Origin of the sequence: Microbacterium sp. RU1D, assembly GCF_900156435.1 — a bacterium.
Taxonomy (GTDB): domain Bacteria; phylum Actinomycetota; class Actinomycetes; order Actinomycetales; family Microbacteriaceae; genus Microbacterium.
Window position 1 is genome coordinate 1,410,484 of the sequence record NZ_FTPQ01000001.1, and the last position, 16,909, is coordinate 1,427,392.

Annotated in this window: 12 protein-coding genes; 5 read left to right on the forward strand and 7 right to left on the reverse strand. The window is 71.1% G+C overall.

The window, feature by feature from the left end; genetic code table 11:
• Positions 1-65 precede the first annotated feature (65 nt).
• Both B0B15_RS06415 and B0B15_RS06420 read left to right on the forward strand, forming a co-directional pair.
• A complete protein-coding gene (locus tag B0B15_RS06415) occupies positions 66-932 on the forward strand; it encodes an ABC transporter permease (RefSeq protein WP_256714467.1) in 867 nt (288 codons plus the stop codon).
• Between the two features lie 5 nt (positions 933-937).
• Complete coding sequence (locus B0B15_RS06420) at positions 938-2,146, forward strand: ABC transporter ATP-binding protein (RefSeq protein ID WP_076675248.1); 1,209 nt, start codon at positions 938-940, stop codon at positions 2,144-2,146.
• A 45-nt stretch (positions 2,147-2,191) separates the two neighbouring features.
• Here B0B15_RS06420 and B0B15_RS06425 read toward each other — a convergent pair whose 3' ends face one another.
• Positions 2,192-4,396, reverse strand: a complete 2,205-nt coding sequence (locus B0B15_RS06425; RefSeq protein ID WP_076674249.1) for a glycosyltransferase family protein — start codon at positions 4,394-4,396, stop codon at positions 2,192-2,194.
• An 85-nt stretch (positions 4,397-4,481) separates the two neighbouring features.
• Positions 4,482-5,456, reverse strand: a complete 975-nt coding sequence (locus B0B15_RS06430; protein WP_076674252.1) for a glycosyltransferase family 2 protein — start codon at positions 5,454-5,456, stop codon at positions 4,482-4,484.
• A gap of 206 nt (positions 5,457-5,662) precedes the next feature.
• Here B0B15_RS06430 and B0B15_RS06435 point away from each other — a divergent pair, with 206 nt between their 5' ends.
• Positions 5,663-6,661: a glycosyltransferase gene (locus B0B15_RS06435; RefSeq protein ID WP_076674255.1), complete on the forward strand. Its 999-nt coding sequence runs from the start codon at positions 5,663-5,665 to the stop codon at positions 6,659-6,661.
• Positions 6,662-6,877: 216 nt separating this feature from the next.
• Here B0B15_RS06435 and B0B15_RS06440 read toward each other — a convergent pair whose 3' ends face one another.
• Genes B0B15_RS06440 through B0B15_RS06460 form a run of 5 tightly spaced genes read right to left on the reverse strand, consistent with a single transcriptional unit; the run spans position 6,878 to position 13,541 of the window.
• On the reverse strand, positions 6,878-8,110 hold the full coding sequence (locus B0B15_RS06440; RefSeq protein WP_076674258.1) for a lipopolysaccharide biosynthesis protein: 1,233 nt from the start codon (positions 8,108-8,110) through the stop codon (positions 6,878-6,880).
• A complete protein-coding gene (locus B0B15_RS06445; RefSeq protein WP_076674261.1) occupies positions 8,107-9,234 on the reverse strand; it encodes a glycosyltransferase family 4 protein in 1,128 nt (375 codons plus the stop codon). The genes B0B15_RS06440 and B0B15_RS06445 overlap by 4 nt, the downstream gene beginning before the upstream one ends.
• Complete coding sequence (locus B0B15_RS06450) at positions 9,234-10,430, reverse strand: glycosyltransferase family 2 protein (RefSeq protein ID WP_083708892.1); 1,197 nt, start codon at positions 10,428-10,430, stop codon at positions 9,234-9,236. The genes B0B15_RS06445 and B0B15_RS06450 overlap by 1 nt, the downstream gene beginning before the upstream one ends.
• The gene (locus B0B15_RS06455; RefSeq protein WP_076674264.1) at positions 10,427-11,623 is read right to left on the reverse strand and encodes a glycosyltransferase family 4 protein; all 1,197 of its coding nucleotides are present in this window, start codon (positions 11,621-11,623) and stop codon (positions 10,427-10,429) included. The genes B0B15_RS06450 and B0B15_RS06455 overlap by 4 nt, the downstream gene beginning before the upstream one ends.
• Before the next feature lies 1 nt (position 11,624).
• Positions 11,625-13,541, reverse strand: a complete 1,917-nt coding sequence (locus B0B15_RS06460) for a DUF6541 family protein (RefSeq protein ID WP_076674265.1) — start codon at positions 13,539-13,541, stop codon at positions 11,625-11,627.
• A 164-nt stretch (positions 13,542-13,705) separates the two neighbouring features.
• Here B0B15_RS06460 and glf point away from each other — a divergent pair, with 164 nt between their 5' ends.
• Positions 13,706-14,842, forward strand: coding sequence for a UDP-galactopyranose mutase (gene glf, locus B0B15_RS06465; protein ID WP_076674268.1), 1,137 nt, complete (start codon positions 13,706-13,708; stop codon positions 14,840-14,842).
• A gap of 7 nt (positions 14,843-14,849) precedes the next feature.
• Entirely contained in the window at positions 14,850-16,892 is a 2,043-nt protein-coding gene (locus B0B15_RS06470; RefSeq protein WP_083708893.1) for an acyltransferase family protein, read from the forward strand.
• Positions 16,893-16,909: the final 17 nt, after the last annotated feature.

Here is a 16,909-nt window from a genome sequence, read left to right on the forward strand (position 1 = left end):
AATCGGACCTCATGCCCAGTCCTTCACCCTCCGGGGATAACGCGCGCTTCGCTCGGCTCGCGGAGATGCCGATGCGTACGGTCGGCGTCACCCCGGGGCTCGGGTTCGCGTCGTTGTGGACGACCCTCCGGGACATCTTCGCCCGTCGGGAGATGCTCGACCTCCTCGTCAAGCGCGACATCAAGGCTCGGTACAAGGACTCGGCCCTCGGTTTCGTCTGGGCGCTCATCCGCCCGCTCATCCTCCTCGGCATCTACTTCGTGGTGCTCGGGCAGTTCCTAGGCGCGGCGCGGGGCATCCCGGACTTCGCGATCTTCATCTTCACCGGCTTGACCGCCATGAGCCTCTTCCAGGAGATCGCCGTCGGTGGGACGGGATCCATCATCGCCAACGGCGGGGTGGTGAAGAAGGTCTACATGCCCCGCGAGATCTTCCCGCTCGCTGCGACGGGGTCCGCCCTGTTCAACTTCATGATCCAGTTGGGCGTGCTGCTGGTGGCGACCGTGATCGCGGGCAAGCCGCCGCTGCACTGGCAGATCGTGTACGCGATCCCCTCGCTCCTGCTGATCCTCGTTTACGGCCTGGCGTTCGCACTGTTCTTCGCCGCCGTGAACGTCTACTTGCGCGACGTGCAATACCTCGTCGAGGTCGTCACGATGCTGTTGATGTGGCTCTCGCCCGTGCTCTACGCCTGGCACCTCGCGAAGCAGATCATCACCAGCCCCACCCTGCTCGAGGTCTACACGAACAACCCCCTCACCCTCGCCGTGCTCGGCTTCCAACGGGCGTTCTGGCTCGGAGGCTATGGTCTGGAGGGGCCCGCGCACCTCGTGCTGCGCATGGCGGTCGCTCTGCTCATCGGTCTCGTCCTGCTCGTCCTGAGCCACCGGGTCTTCGTGCGCCTGCAGGGCAACTTCGCTCAGGAACTGTGATCGATATGTCGTTCGACGTGAATGTCCCTGCGGTGCGCCCCGAGGTCGTGGTGCTCACCGATGTGTCCAAGCGGTTCGTCGTGCGCCGCGACACCTCCATCAAGGAGCGCATCGTCACGCTCGGTCGTGCCGGGCGTCGCCACCGCCAGAACTTCTGGGCGCTGAGCGATGTGAGCCTCGACATCCGCGCGGGCAACACCATCGGCCTCATCGGGCACAACGGGTCCGGGAAGAGCACGCTTCTGAAGGTCATCGGCGGCATCATCCAGCCGACCTCGGGCGATGTGCGCCAGCGCGGCCGCGTGGCAGCGCTCATCGAGCTCGGTGCGGGCTTCCACCCGGATCTCACCGGTCGCGAGAACGTCTACCTGAACGCCTCCGTCCTCGGGCTGAGTCGCGAAGAGACGCGGGCGAGCTTCGACGACATCCTGGATTTCTCGGGCGTCGGCGACTTCATCGACACCCAGGTGAAGTTCTACTCCTCGGGCATGTTCGTTCGCCTCGCCTTCGCGATCGCGGTCCACACGGACCCCGACATCCTGCTCGTCGACGAGGTGCTGGCCGTCGGCGACGAGCAGTTCCAGCGCAAATGCCTCGACAAGATCAAGGAATTCCAGCGGCAGGGACGGACGATCATCATCGTCTCGCACGCGCTCGACCAGATCGAGGAACTCTGCGACCGCGTCATCCTGATGGACAAGGGCCGCGTCGCGTTCGACGGACTGGCCGATGCGGCCGTCGAGCGGTTCCGCGAACTGCTCGAGGAGGGTTCCGGAAAGGTCTCGAACCGCCCGGAGCAGATCACCCGGGCCGCTGAGATCGTTTCGGTCGACGTCCGCGCCGCCGACGGGCGCCGCTCGAACGACTTCCAAAGCGGCGAGTCGTTCCGCGTCGCGATCGCCGTGCGAGGGCTCCGCCAGCTCGACGAGTGGGCCCTCGGGTTCAGCATCGACACGTCGTCGGGTGTGCTCGCCCTCGCCTCCAACACGAGCATGCTGGGCGCTTCGGTCCCGGCTCTCCGCGCGGGCGAGACGGTGACGATCGAGGTCGACGTCGACGGCGCCCGCTTCAACCCCGGCAGCTATTGGATCAACGCCAACCTGCACGGCATCAGCGAGTCCACCTCGCACGCCCTCATGCAGGGCGCGGAATTCACCGTCCACGGGCGGTCCGACTCGCTCGGCTCCGTCCCCGCCGAGGTGCGCTTCCGCTAATTGCGGGAAGACCCCACCCCGCGTGCGGCCGGCGGGACGACCGCGTCAGCGGTGCCGCAGCGCCGCCTCGAGCAGGGTCCGTGCGCGGGCGTCGAACGAGTGCTCGGCGCGGATGCGTGCCGACACGGCATCCAGGTCTGCCGACGAGGGGAACACGGCGTCGAGGTCGCCGCTGAGCAGGGCGAGCAGGTCGGGGACGGTATCCCACGTGCGGACGGCGCCGCCGAAGAGCTCGTCGATGCCCTCGACCCGGTCGCTGATCGCGCGACCGCCCGCGGCGACGACGTCGAAGAGGCGGTTGCCGATGAACCCCCGCTCCTGCATGGCGGGCCAGTGGTCGTTCAGCACCACGCCGGCGGTCTCGTAGAGCGCGGGAAGCTCGTCGTTGCGCACCCCTGTCGCGGCGATGCGCTCGGCGGGAATCCACCCGCGCCAGTCGGGGCCGATCACGGTGACGGGGATGCCCGCTCGGATGGGCTCGACAACGGACGGGCGGAGGATGCCGCGCGCCGTCCCGACGAAGAGGATATCGGTGCCCCGCGGGCGCCCCGCCGGGTGGAACCGTGTGGCATCGGTGCACTGCAGCAGGGGGGTGATGGGCACGCCGAGGTCGCGGCCGGTCGCCTCGGCCCACGGCGCGGAGGCGGCGAAGACGTCGTGGAATCCGGCCACGTCGCGAGGGCCGACCTGGTCGGGATGACTGATGACCCACAACAGCGAGATGCCGGTGGCGCAGGCCTCGATCGGTTCGGGGCCTCGCAGGGCCACGGTCACGTCGTCGAGATGACGTGTGGGGCGGGTGCGGGCGGCGTAGGAGTCGATGACCACTTCTTGCCCGAGGCGCCGGAGGGCGTCGGCCAGGGCGCGCGCGAAGTGGGTGTCGCCCCACCCCTCGGCGCGGGGACCCACGGGCGCTGCCGTTCGCAGTGCCCAACGCAGGGCGGGCACCCGGCCGCCGTCGGGCAGTTCGATCAGGCGCTGGGGGCGCCGCACACGGGGGAGCGGGCCGTCGTCGAGCCGCTCCCAGCCCGCGCGGAGGAGCAGATCATCGCCGCCGGGCAGGTCCGCGGGGAGATCTGCTGCTGCGGCATGCGAGCGCGTGCGCGTCTCGATGTCCAGGGCGACGATCGCAGGGCCGCCGAGGCGGGCAGCGGCGTCGGGACCCCGGACGGCGACGCTGACGTCCGCGCGGCGGGCGGCGAACGTGCTCCCGGCCAGGGCGGGGACGTGGAGGTCGGTCGTGGGAGCGAGGGCGGTGAGGTCCTCGATCGGATGTCCGGCGAGGAAGCGTCCGTCGGCGCTCGCTCCCGCTGCGGCGATCGTGCCGTCGCCGTCCCGCCACACGGGGCCGAGCAGCGTGCCGGGGGGACGCTGCTCGACGCGCTCGGCGAGACGCATGGCGTCGACGGCGGTGAGCGTTTGATTGGGGCCGCGCACGACGACGACCTCGGCGCGCGAGGAGGCGACGAGTTCGTCGAGCGCGAGGGACGCGTCGTCATGGCGACGGCGACTGATCCGGACGCGGGGGCGTCCGGCCGCCAGCATCGACGCCAGCGTCCAATCCTCCGCGCGGTCGTCGAGCACGGCGATCGCGACGCCCTGGCCGGGCGCGTCCGAGAAGGCCACCGCCTCGGCGAACGATTCGTCGAAATCCCATTCCTCGGGGCCGATCGCGAGGATCAGTTCGCGATCCAGCGGCTCACCCTCCGGTGCCGGGTCGACCTCCCCGCCCACCCGCGCACGACGCGCAGCTTCGACGATGACCCGCGACAACTCGGGCCAGGATGCCGCCGCGGGCTCCGATCGCGGACCGAGGGGGAGCGAGTGCGTCTCACGACGACGCCAGGCGTGACCGAGGGGCCCACCGGGGGCGTCCCACGCCTCCGGGTGGGCGGCACCGTAGGCCACCGCATCCCAAAGTGGACTCACCTGTAGGCCCCGCGGGTCGGCGACGAGGTAGGCGTACAGCGCGGGGACGCGCCACGCTTCGGGCAGGTGGTCGCCGACCGCCGTGTCGACGAAGAGCGGCGACAGACGCAGCCCCTCGCGGAAGCCCCCGTCCACGTACCGGCGGACGGCAGCCGCCTCGCCGAGAGGACGTCCCACCTGTGCACGCACGTACTCGAGATCGACGACGCCGGCGCGACGGATGACCCGCGCCCACCACAGCCGGTCGGCGCGGGCGACGAGCGGTCGCAGGAGAGGAAGATCGCGCGCGGCGCGCACGCGCGAGCGGAGGGCGGTCAGCACTCTTCGACTATAGGCAGGGCGTCGGTCCCGTCGAGACGGCATCCGGATGCCGCGTCGGTCTCGCCGAGACGGCATCCGGATGCCGTCATCGCGGCGCGGTGGGACGCTCGGCCCAGTACCGGTCGCCGCGCATTCGCATCGATTCGCGCAGGCCGATCGTGCCGTCGACCGCGTCGAGCGGCAGGGCCGTGCGGGGCGCCTCGGCGCCGCGGAGCCACCCTTCCCACCGTCCCCGCAGCGACAGCATGTCGCGGCGCAGGACGAGTCGTGCGCCGCTGACCACGATCTCCACGGCGAGGGCACGCAGCGCCCAGCGCGAGCGGAGGACGCCGTACTTGCGCAGAAGGTATCCGCGCGCGAAGCCCGACAGGCGGCGTTGGCGAGCCGACTCCCGGCCCGCGCTCGCGCCACCGAGGTGCGTGCCGAGCGGACCTTCGATCGCGACGCAGTCCCATCCCGCCGCGCGCAGCCGGAACGCGAGGTCGAGTTCCTCGCCGTACATGAAGATGTTGGTGTCGAACAGGCCGACCTCGTCCAAGGCGGCGCGGTCGTAGACGGCGACGGCTCCGTAGGGGCCGAGCACGGGCGGGTCGACGGGGTCGGCTGCCGACAGCGCGGCCCCGTGGAAGCGCACGAATCCGGCGCCGGTGACGTCGGCGACGATGCCGTAGGAGTCGACGGTGCCGTCGGGTGCGAGCAGCAGGGTCGCTCCGCTGCCGAGGCGGGATGCCGTGGAGTCCGGCAGCGCGGCGATCGCGGCCGCCGCCGCGTCGGGTCGGAGGACGACGTCGCTGTTGACGAGCATGACCAAGCGTGCCCTCCCCGCCGAGATGCCCACATTGCAGCTGCGGGCGAACCCGAGGTTGACGTCGTTGCGCACGAGCTCGACCTCGGGGAAGGCCTCGGCGATGCGGTCGGCGGTGTCGTCCGGGGAGCGGTCGTCGACGACGGTGATGGTCACGGGGACGGTCTGCGCCAGGGCGGCACGCACGCAGGTGCGCACGAACTCCCACCCGCCGTGGACGGGGATCACGATGTCGACTTCGGGTTCGACGCCCATGCGGGACCGGCCTTTCCTCGGGACGCCACCGGGGCGAGGGGTGCGGTCGGTGGGGAGCGTCCAGTTTACCGGGGGGGCGATGCCGGCCGGGGAGACGAGCACCGCCCACCTCGGAGGGGGGCGCGTGTCCAGCGATCCGGGATTCGCACGTCCGGCCGTCGGGCGGCCGCGCCGGTAGCATGGAGCGGATCCCGACCACGCCGCCCATGACCTCCGCAGACTCCTTCGTTCCCCCCGCCGCCGAGGGATACATCGTGCTCGCGGCGTATCGGCCGCCCGAGGAGTTGTTCGCGCGGCAGCTGCGCTCGATCCAAGCGCAGACGCTTCAGACCTTCCGGTGCCTGATCGTCGCCGACGGCGACAGAGACGCCGTGCGGGCGCAGACGACGGCGGCTGTGGGCGACGACGGGCGCTTCAGCGTCATCGGGTTCGACGAGCGCGTGGGCTTCTACCGCAACTTCGAGCGCGGACTGGCCGCCGTTCCGACAGGGGTGCCGTGGGTCGCGCTGAGCGACCAGGATGACGACTGGATGCCCGACAAGCTCGCCACTCTCGTGGCCGCCCTCGAGGGGGTCAGCCTGGTCAGCGGGCAGGCGCGCGTGGTGACCTATCCCGATGGTGCCGTGGTCTCGGCATCCACGGATCGGCGGGTCGTGAGCGCTCCGGCGCTCGTGCTCGAGAATCAGTTCTCGGGGGCCCTGTGCGTGTTCCGCGGCGAACTGCTGGGGGTCGCCCTGCCGTTTCCCGCGTACCCGGGCCCGGCCCAGGTGCACGATCACTGGCTGGCCGTTTGCGCGGCCGCCTCCGCCGGAACCGACGTCGTCGACCGGGTCGTGCAGGATTACGTGCAGCACGGGGCGAATGTGCTCGGCGAGGCGGATGCCGCGCGCCTGGGCTGGCGTGAGACCATCCGTCGTCGCCGGGCCGCGCTGCGCGCCGAGGGTGGCGGCCCGCGGGCCCTCGCGCGCTCGATCTACACGGTGAACGCCGGGTGGGCCGAAGCCATGGCGGACGCGCTGCGCTCCCGCCTCGACTCCGACGTCGCGCGAGAGCTCGCCGCCGCCTACGGCGCACGTCGGCGCGCGATGACGACTCTGCGCGCCGTGCTCGGCGCGGTGCGCAGAGGCGAGGTCACGCCCCGTACGGCGATCGTCCACGTGAGCGGCGCCGCCTTGTGGAAGCTCACCGGCGGACGGCGCGCGTGACGCCCGCCGTCGCGCTGGAGAACAGTGCGGACGGGCCCGCGAGCCCCCGCCTCCGGCGCCACCGGCGTGACGACGGATCAGAGCAGCACAGCCCGCCGCGCCGGTGCCGCGGTCGTGAAGCGGGCGGACCCGTATCCGCCGGCGGTTCGGTCGAGACGGGGGAGCAGCGCGGCCCGACCCGGGCCCGTCGGTCCCGGGGCCGCGGAGGGCGGGGGATCAGCCGCGTGCCGCGCGCGCTCGCTGTCGCCGGATCTCCTGGAGGGCGGCGGTGCCGACGACGGTGAGCACGACGATCTCCGAGACGGCCAGGCCCCAGACGATCGCCGTCGCGCCGAGGGACGCGCCCAGGACGAACATGGCCGGAAGCCCGACAGCGGCTGACGCGACGATCGCCGTGAGCACGATGCGATTGCGCCCCGCGGGCACGAGCACGTTGCGAATGAGGGGCGTCGTCAGCGAGATGATGAGGTACGTCACCCCGTAGGCGGGGAACATGGATGCCGGAGGGGCGACCTCGGCGCCGAGGAACGCCGCCGTCAGCCAGGGGCCGAGGAGCACGAGCACCAGCAGCCCGACGACCCCGACCACCAGGTGCAACGCGAGGGCCACCAGGTGCCGACGGGTGCGACCGGCTTCCCAGGAGGCTTCGAGGACCCACTTCTGCAGGGTGTTGCCGACGATGAGGATCGCGGTCAGACCGACACGGTACAGCTTGTCGGCGGAGGTCAGCTCCGCCGCGGCTTGAGTGCCCACCACCCCCTGAGCGATCGGGACGGGAGCGGTGGTATAACTGCCGCCCAGACCGTCGGCGCTGGCGAGGGGGAGGTTCTGCCGGAAGCTGCGTCCGATGCCCGCGGCGTGGAACGGCGGGACGATGCGGCCGAAGAGGTGCAAGTGGAGGGCGGCGAGGCCGGTCAGCACCCCGACGATCATCATGAGGGGGTAAGCGATCAGCTGACCGGTGATCGACATGACCGCGGCGCTCGCGGCGGTGAACACGGCCATCGGCACCGCTTCGTACCACAGCACCATGCGCGCGCGGCCGGTGCCGACGGCGTACCACGACATGGTCAGGCCGGTGAGGCCCGTCGCCAGGACGACGAGTGCGGCGACCCCACCGAAAGCCCCGCCCACCAGGGCGGCGGCGACGGACGCTGTGACCGCCCCGCCGACGACGAACACCGCCAGGCGCGACCAGAAGCTGTGCGCGTACACCTCGCGACGAGCATCGTCGTGCTCGGCCATCGCGATGCGCGCGCCGCCGGCGACGTTCCAGCCGTAACTGGAGATCATGGCCAGGAGGCTCCCGAGGGCCTGGCCGGTGCCGATCGCCGCCCACCCCTCGGCGCCCTGGATGCGCGCCGCGATCGGGAGCACCAGCAGCGGCACCACCGCCACGATCATCGGCGCGACACCGAAGCCGATCAGCCGCGCGAGCAGGACCTTCACCGGCGCCGCTCCGACAACGCGCGCTCCAGCACCTCAGCCGTCGCGTCGGCGGCGTCGTCCCACGTGAAACGCGACGCCCAGCTCTGCGCGGCGGTGCGGGTGGCGGCATCCGTCGGCCGCTGCAGGGCATCGGCGATCGCGGCGCCGAACGCCGCGGCATCCGTCGCATCGGCGTAGCGGGCGGCGTCGCCGCCCACCTCGCGCAGCACCGGGACGTCATTCGCGAGCACGGGCACCGCTCGGCGCAGCGCGTCGACGACGGGAAGGCCGAAACCCTCGACGAGGGAGGGGCAGACGTACAGGTCCGCGACCTGGAACAGTGCCTCCAGCTGCTCGTCGCTCACCCATCCGGGGAGGACGACGTCGTCGTCGAGACCAAGGCGGGCGACATCGGCGGCGAGGGGGTCGGGGAGGCGGCTGCCCGCGATGACGGCGACCGGGCGAGCGGCGGCCGGCAGCGCCGCGAGAGCCGCGAGGAGGCCGGGGAAATTCTTGTGCGGCATGCGGTTGCCGACGCTCAAAAGCAGGGGGCGGGCGACGGGCAGTTCGAACAGAGCCAGGATGCCGCCCGGGTCGGTCACGGGACGCGGTTCGGCGCTGCCGTTGTGCACGACGTGGATGCGGTGGGGGGAGACCCCGAGGTGGTCCGCGATGCTCGCGGCGGCGGCATGAGAGACCGTCAGCACGTGATCGGCGGTGCGCGCCGAGCGCCGCATGAGGGTCGAGGTCACCACGCGCTGCGCGCGCTCGGCGAGCCCGCCGGGCACCTCGTCGTAGATCGCATCGTGCACCGTGACGACCCGCGGGATCCCCCGGAGGACGGGACCGAAGTTCGCGGGGGCCCACACCAGGTCGGCCCTCGCGCGCCGGGCGAGCGGATCGGTCGCGGCGACGGCGCCGAGCGCCCACGTCGCCGGGTCGGCCCCCACCCACGACAGTGTCTGCACCTGTCCGGGGAAGAAGGAGCGAACGCGGTCCGCGCCGACGCGACCGGTGATCGCGGCGAACCGTGTGCGCGGCATCCGATCCGCCAGGCGCGGCACGAGCTCGCGCACGTAGGTCTCAGTGCCGCCGCGCGACCCGGTGAAACCCAGCAGGTCGACGAGGACGCGTCGTTCGGACATCAGCTCTCGATGACGGCTTCGGGGCGCTGTTCGCGCCGCGGCGTCGTGAGCACACCGGAGAAGAAACTCATCATCGTGGTCTGGAAGCCGAGGATGATCAGCAGGGCGCTGGGAACCGCGATGCGCACAGCCTGAGCGGCGTTCTGCTGTCCGAAGTCGAGCGAGCCCCACAGGATGACCTGCACGATGCCGATGACGACGCCGAGCAGGAACAGGCCGACGCCGATCAGCAGGCCGCGCTCGGCGGACCATCGGGCGACGATGCGCCGGTATCGCTCGCTGGTGGGCAGGAAGCCCTCTTGCGTGGCGTACAGCTTGGTCAGCCAGAAGAACAACAGCGATTGGAATCCGATGACGCAGAGGGCGCTGGCGTAGACCATCGTCGTTACGTCGAAGCCGACCCCGCCCACGTTCACGCCGCCGAACGCGAGCACGGCCACCGCGATCGCGCCGAGGAAGAACGCCACCAGACCCGGGTAGACGAACAGCCAGCGGGGGGCGAACAGCAGCAGGAACCGCAGGTGCCGCCAGCCGTCGTGCCAGCTGCGCAGGTGCGGCGGGCGCGACCGCCCGTCCTTCTTCAGGGTCGTCGGGACCTCTTCGATGCGGTAGCGCGCGAGGGATGCGCGTACGACCATCTCGGAGGCGAACTCCATGCCGGTCGTCTGCAGGTCGAGGCGGCGGATGCGCGCGCGGTTGAACCCGCGCAGCCCGCAGTGGAAGTCGCGGATGCCCGGACGGAAGAACAGCTCGCCGATGAACGACAGCACCGGGTTGCCGAGGTACTTGTGCAGCGGAGGCATGGCCCCCGGTGCGATCCCGCCGCGGAAGCGGTTGCCCATGACGAGGTCGGCCCCGGCGCGAAGGCGCTCGACGAAAGGCTCGAGGTTCTCGAAGTCGTAGCTGTCGTCGGCGTCGGCCATGATGACGTACGTGCCGTGCGCCTGCTCGATCCCGTTGATGAGCGCCGCCCCGTAGCCGCGGCGGGGAGCGTGCGAAACGCGGGCGCCGAGGCGCTCGGCGATGGCCTGCGAACCGTCGGTGCTGCCGTTGTCGGAGATGAGGACCTCGCCCCGGATGCCGCTGCGCTGGAGAAAGCCCTGCGCCTTGCGGATGCAGACCTCGAGCGTTTCGGCCTCGTTGAGGCACGGCATGAGGATCGTCAACTCGACGTCGGTCGATGCGGGAGTGGTCACGGGGTGTCTTCTTTCGTCTTCACCGTGGCGGGGGTCGGCAGCGACAGCGCCGACATGATCCCCTCCACGGTGCGGCGGATGGTGCGGGTGCCCACGGCGTCTGCGTACCAGGCGCGGGCGGAGCGGCGCAGGTCGTCGCCCTCGTCGGCGACGGCGAGGATCGCGCGAGCGAGGTCGTCGGGGCCGGTGGTAGGGGAGACGACGCCGTTGATTCCCTCGTCGATGAGCTCGGTGGCCGCGTTGCCCTCGCCGGCCACCAGGACGACCGGCGTCCCGTGGGCGTTGGCCTCGACGACGACGAGACCGTAGCCCTCGCGGCGGGAGGGATGCACGAGGCACAGGGCGCCATGCAGCAGGGTGTCGAGTTCGGCATCCGAGACGAAACCGGGGAAGTCCGTCCACGCCTCGCCGCCCACTCGGCGAACCTCCGCCCGGACCGCGTCGGAGCTGGGACCGGTGCCGAGGATCACCAGCCGCAGGTCGGGGATGCGTTCACGCGCGGTGGCCACGGCCGCGGGGATGACCTCCACCTGTTTGTCGGGGATATGGCGGCCGACGTACAGCGCGTAGGGCGGGACGCTCGCGGGAGCGGGCTCGGCGACCTCGACGGCGCCGTCGATGAGCCCGGGGCTGACCAGGGGAGCACTGCGCAGCCCCTCGGCGCGCAGCCGGGAGGCGCTCAGCTGGGAGTGACACGTCGCAAGCGGCGTGATCGCGATCGCGGCGCGCTGGAGCACCCAGGCGATCGTGCCGGTGACGGGGCCGGAGTACTCGACCCACTGGCGGCGGTGCCAGACCTCGAGGTAGTCGACGACGAGCCGCGTGCCCGACCCGAGCAGCGCCGCGCGGGCGGCGAAGACGTTGAAGATCGGCAGACCGCTGACCATGACCGCCGCGTACCGGCGTCGCCGACGCACCAGGGTGCGCCACAGGGCGGCGGCATAGCGGAGCGCCGCCGGGATCCGGCGCACACCCCCCGCGGAATAGAGGCGCAGCCGACCCGTGATCGGACGGATGCGGAAGCGCTCCTCGACCGGCGCGGGGCCGTCCCACTGCACGGCGGTCAGATAGTCCACGTCGAGGCCCGCGCGCCCGAACTCGTCGGCCATGGCGCGGTACTGCCGCTCGCCGCCGCCGGTGGAGTACGGGAACAGGCAGTCGTAGGCGACCGCGACGGTCGTGGCGCGGGCCATGTCAGCATCCCTCGATACGGAAGAGGCGGGCGTCGGGCCCCTGCTCGTCGACCAGCTCAAGATGAGCGCCGGGGGTGAGGTCCTGGATGCCGTCGTAGTCGACCGCTCCAGCCGGGTCCATCACGTCCTGGCGACCGAAGTCGAGGACGTAGTCGATGCCGAGGTCGTCGACGATGCGGCACACGGCGGGATCGCTGTCGATGTCGCGCAGCCGGGTGTTGAGGAAGAGCAGTTCGGGGGAGGGGGAGCCGAACACATGACGCTGGGTGACCTCGCGATCGGCCAGGGCGAGGGCCAGGGAGGTACCGGTGCGCGGGCTGCCGATGATGAGCGCGTCGGCGGGCGTCTCGTCGTCCAGCCGCTCCAACAGGGCGTACTCCTGACTGGTCAGCAGGATCGAGCTGTCGGTGTAGGCGTAGGCCTCGGTCACCTGGCGCAGGGCGATGCGGGCGTTGGGGCCGGCGACCACCGAGAAGACCGTGGCGACGGCGATCACCGTGGCGACGGGGGCGATCCACCGGGGGACCCGGCGAGGGCGCGCCCATGCTCGCGCGAGATCGACCAGGGCGAGGGCGCCGAGGGTCGCGACGGGGATGGCGACGAGCGGCAGCAGAGCGGCCAGGCGGTTCGAGTCGTTGTACCAGGGGTTGGTCAGGACCTGGCGGAGGGGGTCGTCGATGAGCAGCCCCGACGAGATCGCGAACAACGCCACGGCCACGAGGAAGGTCGTGACCACCGGCATCCAGCGGGGGCGACGGACCGCCGTCACGAATCCCGCGATCAGGAGCACGGTGATGGCGGCCGTGGGGGTGTACCCCCGCGGCGAGGCGAGCAGTCCCTCGCCGATGGACTGGGCGAGCTCCTGCCACGGCACCCACCCCGAGTGTTCGGCGTTGGTGCGGAACACCGCCCAGGTCGCTGTGCCGGCGGCGCCGAAGCCGACGATCGCGACGCCGAGGGCGATGACCGCGCGTCGGGTGCGCTCGCGCGCGGCGCTCAGGGCGAGGGCGGTGACGACGTAGACGGCCGCGAAGGCCAGCAGGCTGAGGAACGCGTTGGGGTGCCCGAGGAAGACGCCGCCCGACAGCAACGCGATCAACAGGAGCGAACGAGTCAGCTGCGGGCGAGCGCGCTCGGTCACCGCGGTCACGACGACCGCGAGACCCGCCGGCACCATCGCGTAGCCGACGAGGTTGGGGTAGAGCACGCCCCAGTTGAAGAACAGTGCGGGGAACGCTCCGAACCCCATCGACAGCGCCGCGGAGACCACGTAGGCCGTGCGCCGCTGGGCGAACAGCGCCCCCGCGAGCGCCATGGTCGAGGCGGGCCACAGCAGCGAGACGATCGCGAGGTTCGAACCGTTCACCGCGACCGGGACCGTGGCGCCGGTCAGCTCGACCGCGAGGGTGGTCAGCGCGTGCCACCCGTTCGGATAGAAGCCGATGTCGGAGGTCGATCCGATCTGGAACGGCGAGGCGCTTCCCGCCTCGACGGCGAGGGCGATCGCGTTCAGATGGACGATGTTGTCGAAGCGCTGCGCGATGTTCTCGGGCGAGGCGAAGGCACGCGCGTAGACGATGGCCGTGGCCGCGGCGGTGACGGCGAGGGATGCGCCGACCACGAGAGCGGTCCGCCGCGCGGTCGGACCGGGCTCGGCCCCGGCGAAGCGGCGCAGCACCACGGCGATCGCGGTGACCACGACCGTCATGATCGCAAGGGGGATCAGCCCCCATCGCAGACCGACGAGCGGAGCAACGGATGCCGCCGCCGCCGCGATCGTGGTCGAGACGGCCGGCGCGAGCAGGAGCCGCTGGGGGCTGCGGACGCCCCATCCCGCGGCGATCACGGCGAGGCCGGGGACGAGGAGGACCAGAGCGACCGTCACGTACGACGGAATCACGCCGATCCACACACCCATCGAATTCCGTTCCCGTCCGCAGCTTTTTCGACACGTCATCGTATCGGACGGTCACTGCGCGCCCCCTGAGCGCGGCCGCGGGTGGGCGCAGGGGGCGCGGGTAGTATCGATGGACGTCTTCCGCGGGGCCGTGCCCCACCACCGACACGAAAGCCCGCTTCTCCATGGATCTCCTCATCGTCGGCTCCGGCTTCTTCGGTCTCACGATCGCCGAGCGCGCGGCCGCCGCGGGCCGCAAGGTGACGGTCATCGATCGTCGTCATCACATCGGCGGCAACGCCTACTCCGCGAACGAACCCGAAACGGGCATCGAGGTGCACCAGTACGGTGCGCACCTGTTCCACACCTCCAACCCGACGGTGTGGGAGTACGTCAACCGCTTCACCGATTTCACCTCGTACGTCCACCGCGTCTACACGACCCACAAGGGTGTGGTGTTCCCGCTGCCGATCAACCTCGGCACGATCAACCAGTTCTTCCAGGCGGCGTACACGCCCGACCAGGCCAAGGCGCTGGTGCAGGAACTCGCCGGCGAGTTCGACGCGAAGGATGCCGCGAACCTCGAGGAGAAGGGCATCGCCCTCATCGGTCGCCCCCTGTACGAGGCGTTCATCCGCGACTACACCGCCAAGCAGTGGCAGACCGATCCGAAGGACCTGCCGGCCGAGGTCATCTCGCGGCTGCCCGTGCGCTATACCTACGACAACCGCTACTTCAACGACACGTGGGAGGGTCTCCCCGTCGACGGGTACACCGCGTGGCTGGAGCGGATGGCCGATCACCCGAACATCGAGGTGAAGCTGTCGACCGACTACTTCGACGAGTCGCAGCCGCTCAACAAGAAGGCGACCGTGGGCCAGGTGCCGGTGGTCTACACCGGACCGGTCGACCGCTACTTCGACTATGCCGAGGGCGAGCTGTCGTGGCGCACGCTCGATTTCGAGCAGGAAGTCCTGCCGATCGGCGACTTCCAGGGCACGAGCGTGATGAATTACGCCGACGCCGACGTGCCGTACACGCGCATCCACGAGTTCAAGCACTTCCACCCGGAGCGCGCGGATCGCTACCCGACCGACAAGACGGTCGTCGTCCGCGAGTACTCGCGCTTCGCCACGCGGGCCGACGAGCCGTACTACCCCGTCAACACCGCGGACGACCGCTCGGGGCTGCTGGCGTATCGCGAGCTCGCCAAGGGCGAGAGCGACGTCCACTTCGGCGGACGTCTGGGCACGTACCAGTACCTCGACATGCACATGGCGATCGGGTCGGCGCTGTCGATGTGGAACAACCAGCTCGCGTGACCGGTCCGTGCGTCTGACGCTGCGTCAGCCGACCCGCCCGTCGGTCGACGGACGGGCGGTCGCGGGGCGATGGGCGTATCGGGCGGACGTCGACGGTCTCCGCGCCGTCGCCATCCTCCTCGTCGTCACGTACCACGTGTGGTTCGGTCGCGTCTCGGGCGGCGTGGACGTGTTCCTGATGCTGTCGGCGTTCTTCCTCACCCGCGGCTTCGTGCGGCGGATGGCGGGGCCGGACCCCGTGCGACCGCTTCCGCACCTGCTCGGCATCTTCCGTCGACTGCTGCCCGCCGCGGCGGTGACGCTGGCGGGTGTCCTCGCTCTCGTCTGGATTGCCTATCCGCCCACCGCCTGGCGCGCCCTCTGGGACCAGACCTGGGCCTCCCTCGCCTACGTCCAGAACGGGGTACTCGCGGCGGATGCGGTGGACTACTACGCCCGCACCGAGATCCCGAGCCCGCTGCAGCACTTCTGGTCGATGTCGGTCCAGGGGCAGGCGTTCGTGCTCTGGGTCGTGCTGCTGGGCCTCTGCCAGCTCATCGTGCGTCGGCGCGGCCTGTCGCCCGACCGGGTCGTGGGCGTCGTCTTCGGCGTCGTCTTCGCGGTGTCGTTCGCCTATTCAATCGCGCGAACGGCGACGGCGCAGGAACTGGCGTACTTCGACACCGGTGCACGTCTGTGGGAGTTCGCCGCCGGCTCGCTCCTGGTGGTCGCACTCCCGCATGTCCGTGTCGGCGCACTCGCGCGGGCCGTCCTCGGATGGGCCGGGCTCGCCGGCCTGCTGATCCTCGGCGCGGTCCTCGACGTGCGCGGCGGCTTCCCGGGGTTCCTCGCGCTCTGGCCGGTCCTGTGCGCCGCGGCGATCGTCGTGTCGGGCTCCGGTGACGACGGCGGTCGAGGGCCCGCGCGTCTGCTCTCCTCGCGCCCGCTGCAGGCGGTGGGACGTGACGCGTACGCGTTGTACCTGGTGCACTGGCCGATCCTGGTCACCTTCCTGGTCGTCAACGATCGCACCGAGGTCGGCCTCGTGGGCGGTGCCGCGATCATCGCCCTGTCGCTCCTGCTCGCGCGTGCCCTCACCTGGGCGGTGGATCGTCCCGTGCGGGCGTGGCGTCGGACGGACAGCTCGCCCCTGGTGCCGGTCGCGGTCGTCGCCGTCGCGGCGAGCGTGGTGGCTGTGCCGCTGGGATCCTGGCAGGTGTCGACGTGGGCGCAGGAGCGTGCGATCGAGGCGCAGGCTCTGCGCGACAACCCCGGCGCCGCGGTCCTGCGCGACCCGTCGCTGGCCGAGATCCCGGCCGATGCCGAACTGCTGCCCCTGCCGACCCTGCTCGACGACGAGTGGGTGCAGCTGGAGAACCCGTGCGCGGGTCGCTGGAGCGTCGACACGGAGATCCTGCTCGGGACGTGCTTCGAGACGTCGCGGACGGCCCGCGCCGGATTCACGATCGCGGTCATCGGCGACTCGCACGCGCAGCAGCTCACCGGGGCGCTTCTGCCCGTGGCGGAGGAGAACGGCTGGGGGGTCGTCAGTCTCATCAAGGGTGGCTGCTCGATGGGGCTCGCCGAGCCCGGAATGGACGAGCGCTGCGACGCGTGGCGCGAGGAGGCGATCGATCTCGTCGAACGGGTCGTGCCGGACGCCGTGCTGACCGTGGTCACCCGCTCCGACGCGGGGGAGGATGACGAAGTGCTGCGCCCCGGCATCGAGGTGTTCCTCGACCGCATGGGCGATGCCGGCATCCCGGTTCTGGCGGTGCGCGACAATCCCCGGTTCGCCTTCGACATGTACGGCTGCGTCATCGCCGCCGACGACCCGCTCGAGTGCGCCACCCCGCGCGCCGCCTCGCTGGCCGATGAGAATCCGGCTGCCGTGCTCGAACGTCCGGGTGTGGACCTGCTCGATCTGACGCCGTGGATCTGCCCGGACGACCTGTGCGTCGGCGTGGTCGGCAACGTGGTCGTGTACCGGGACGACAATCACCTGAGCCGTACCTACGCCCGCACCCTCGGCCCGTCGCTCGCCGAGCAGCTTCCGTCCAGCCTCGGATGATGCGGCCGCATAGGATT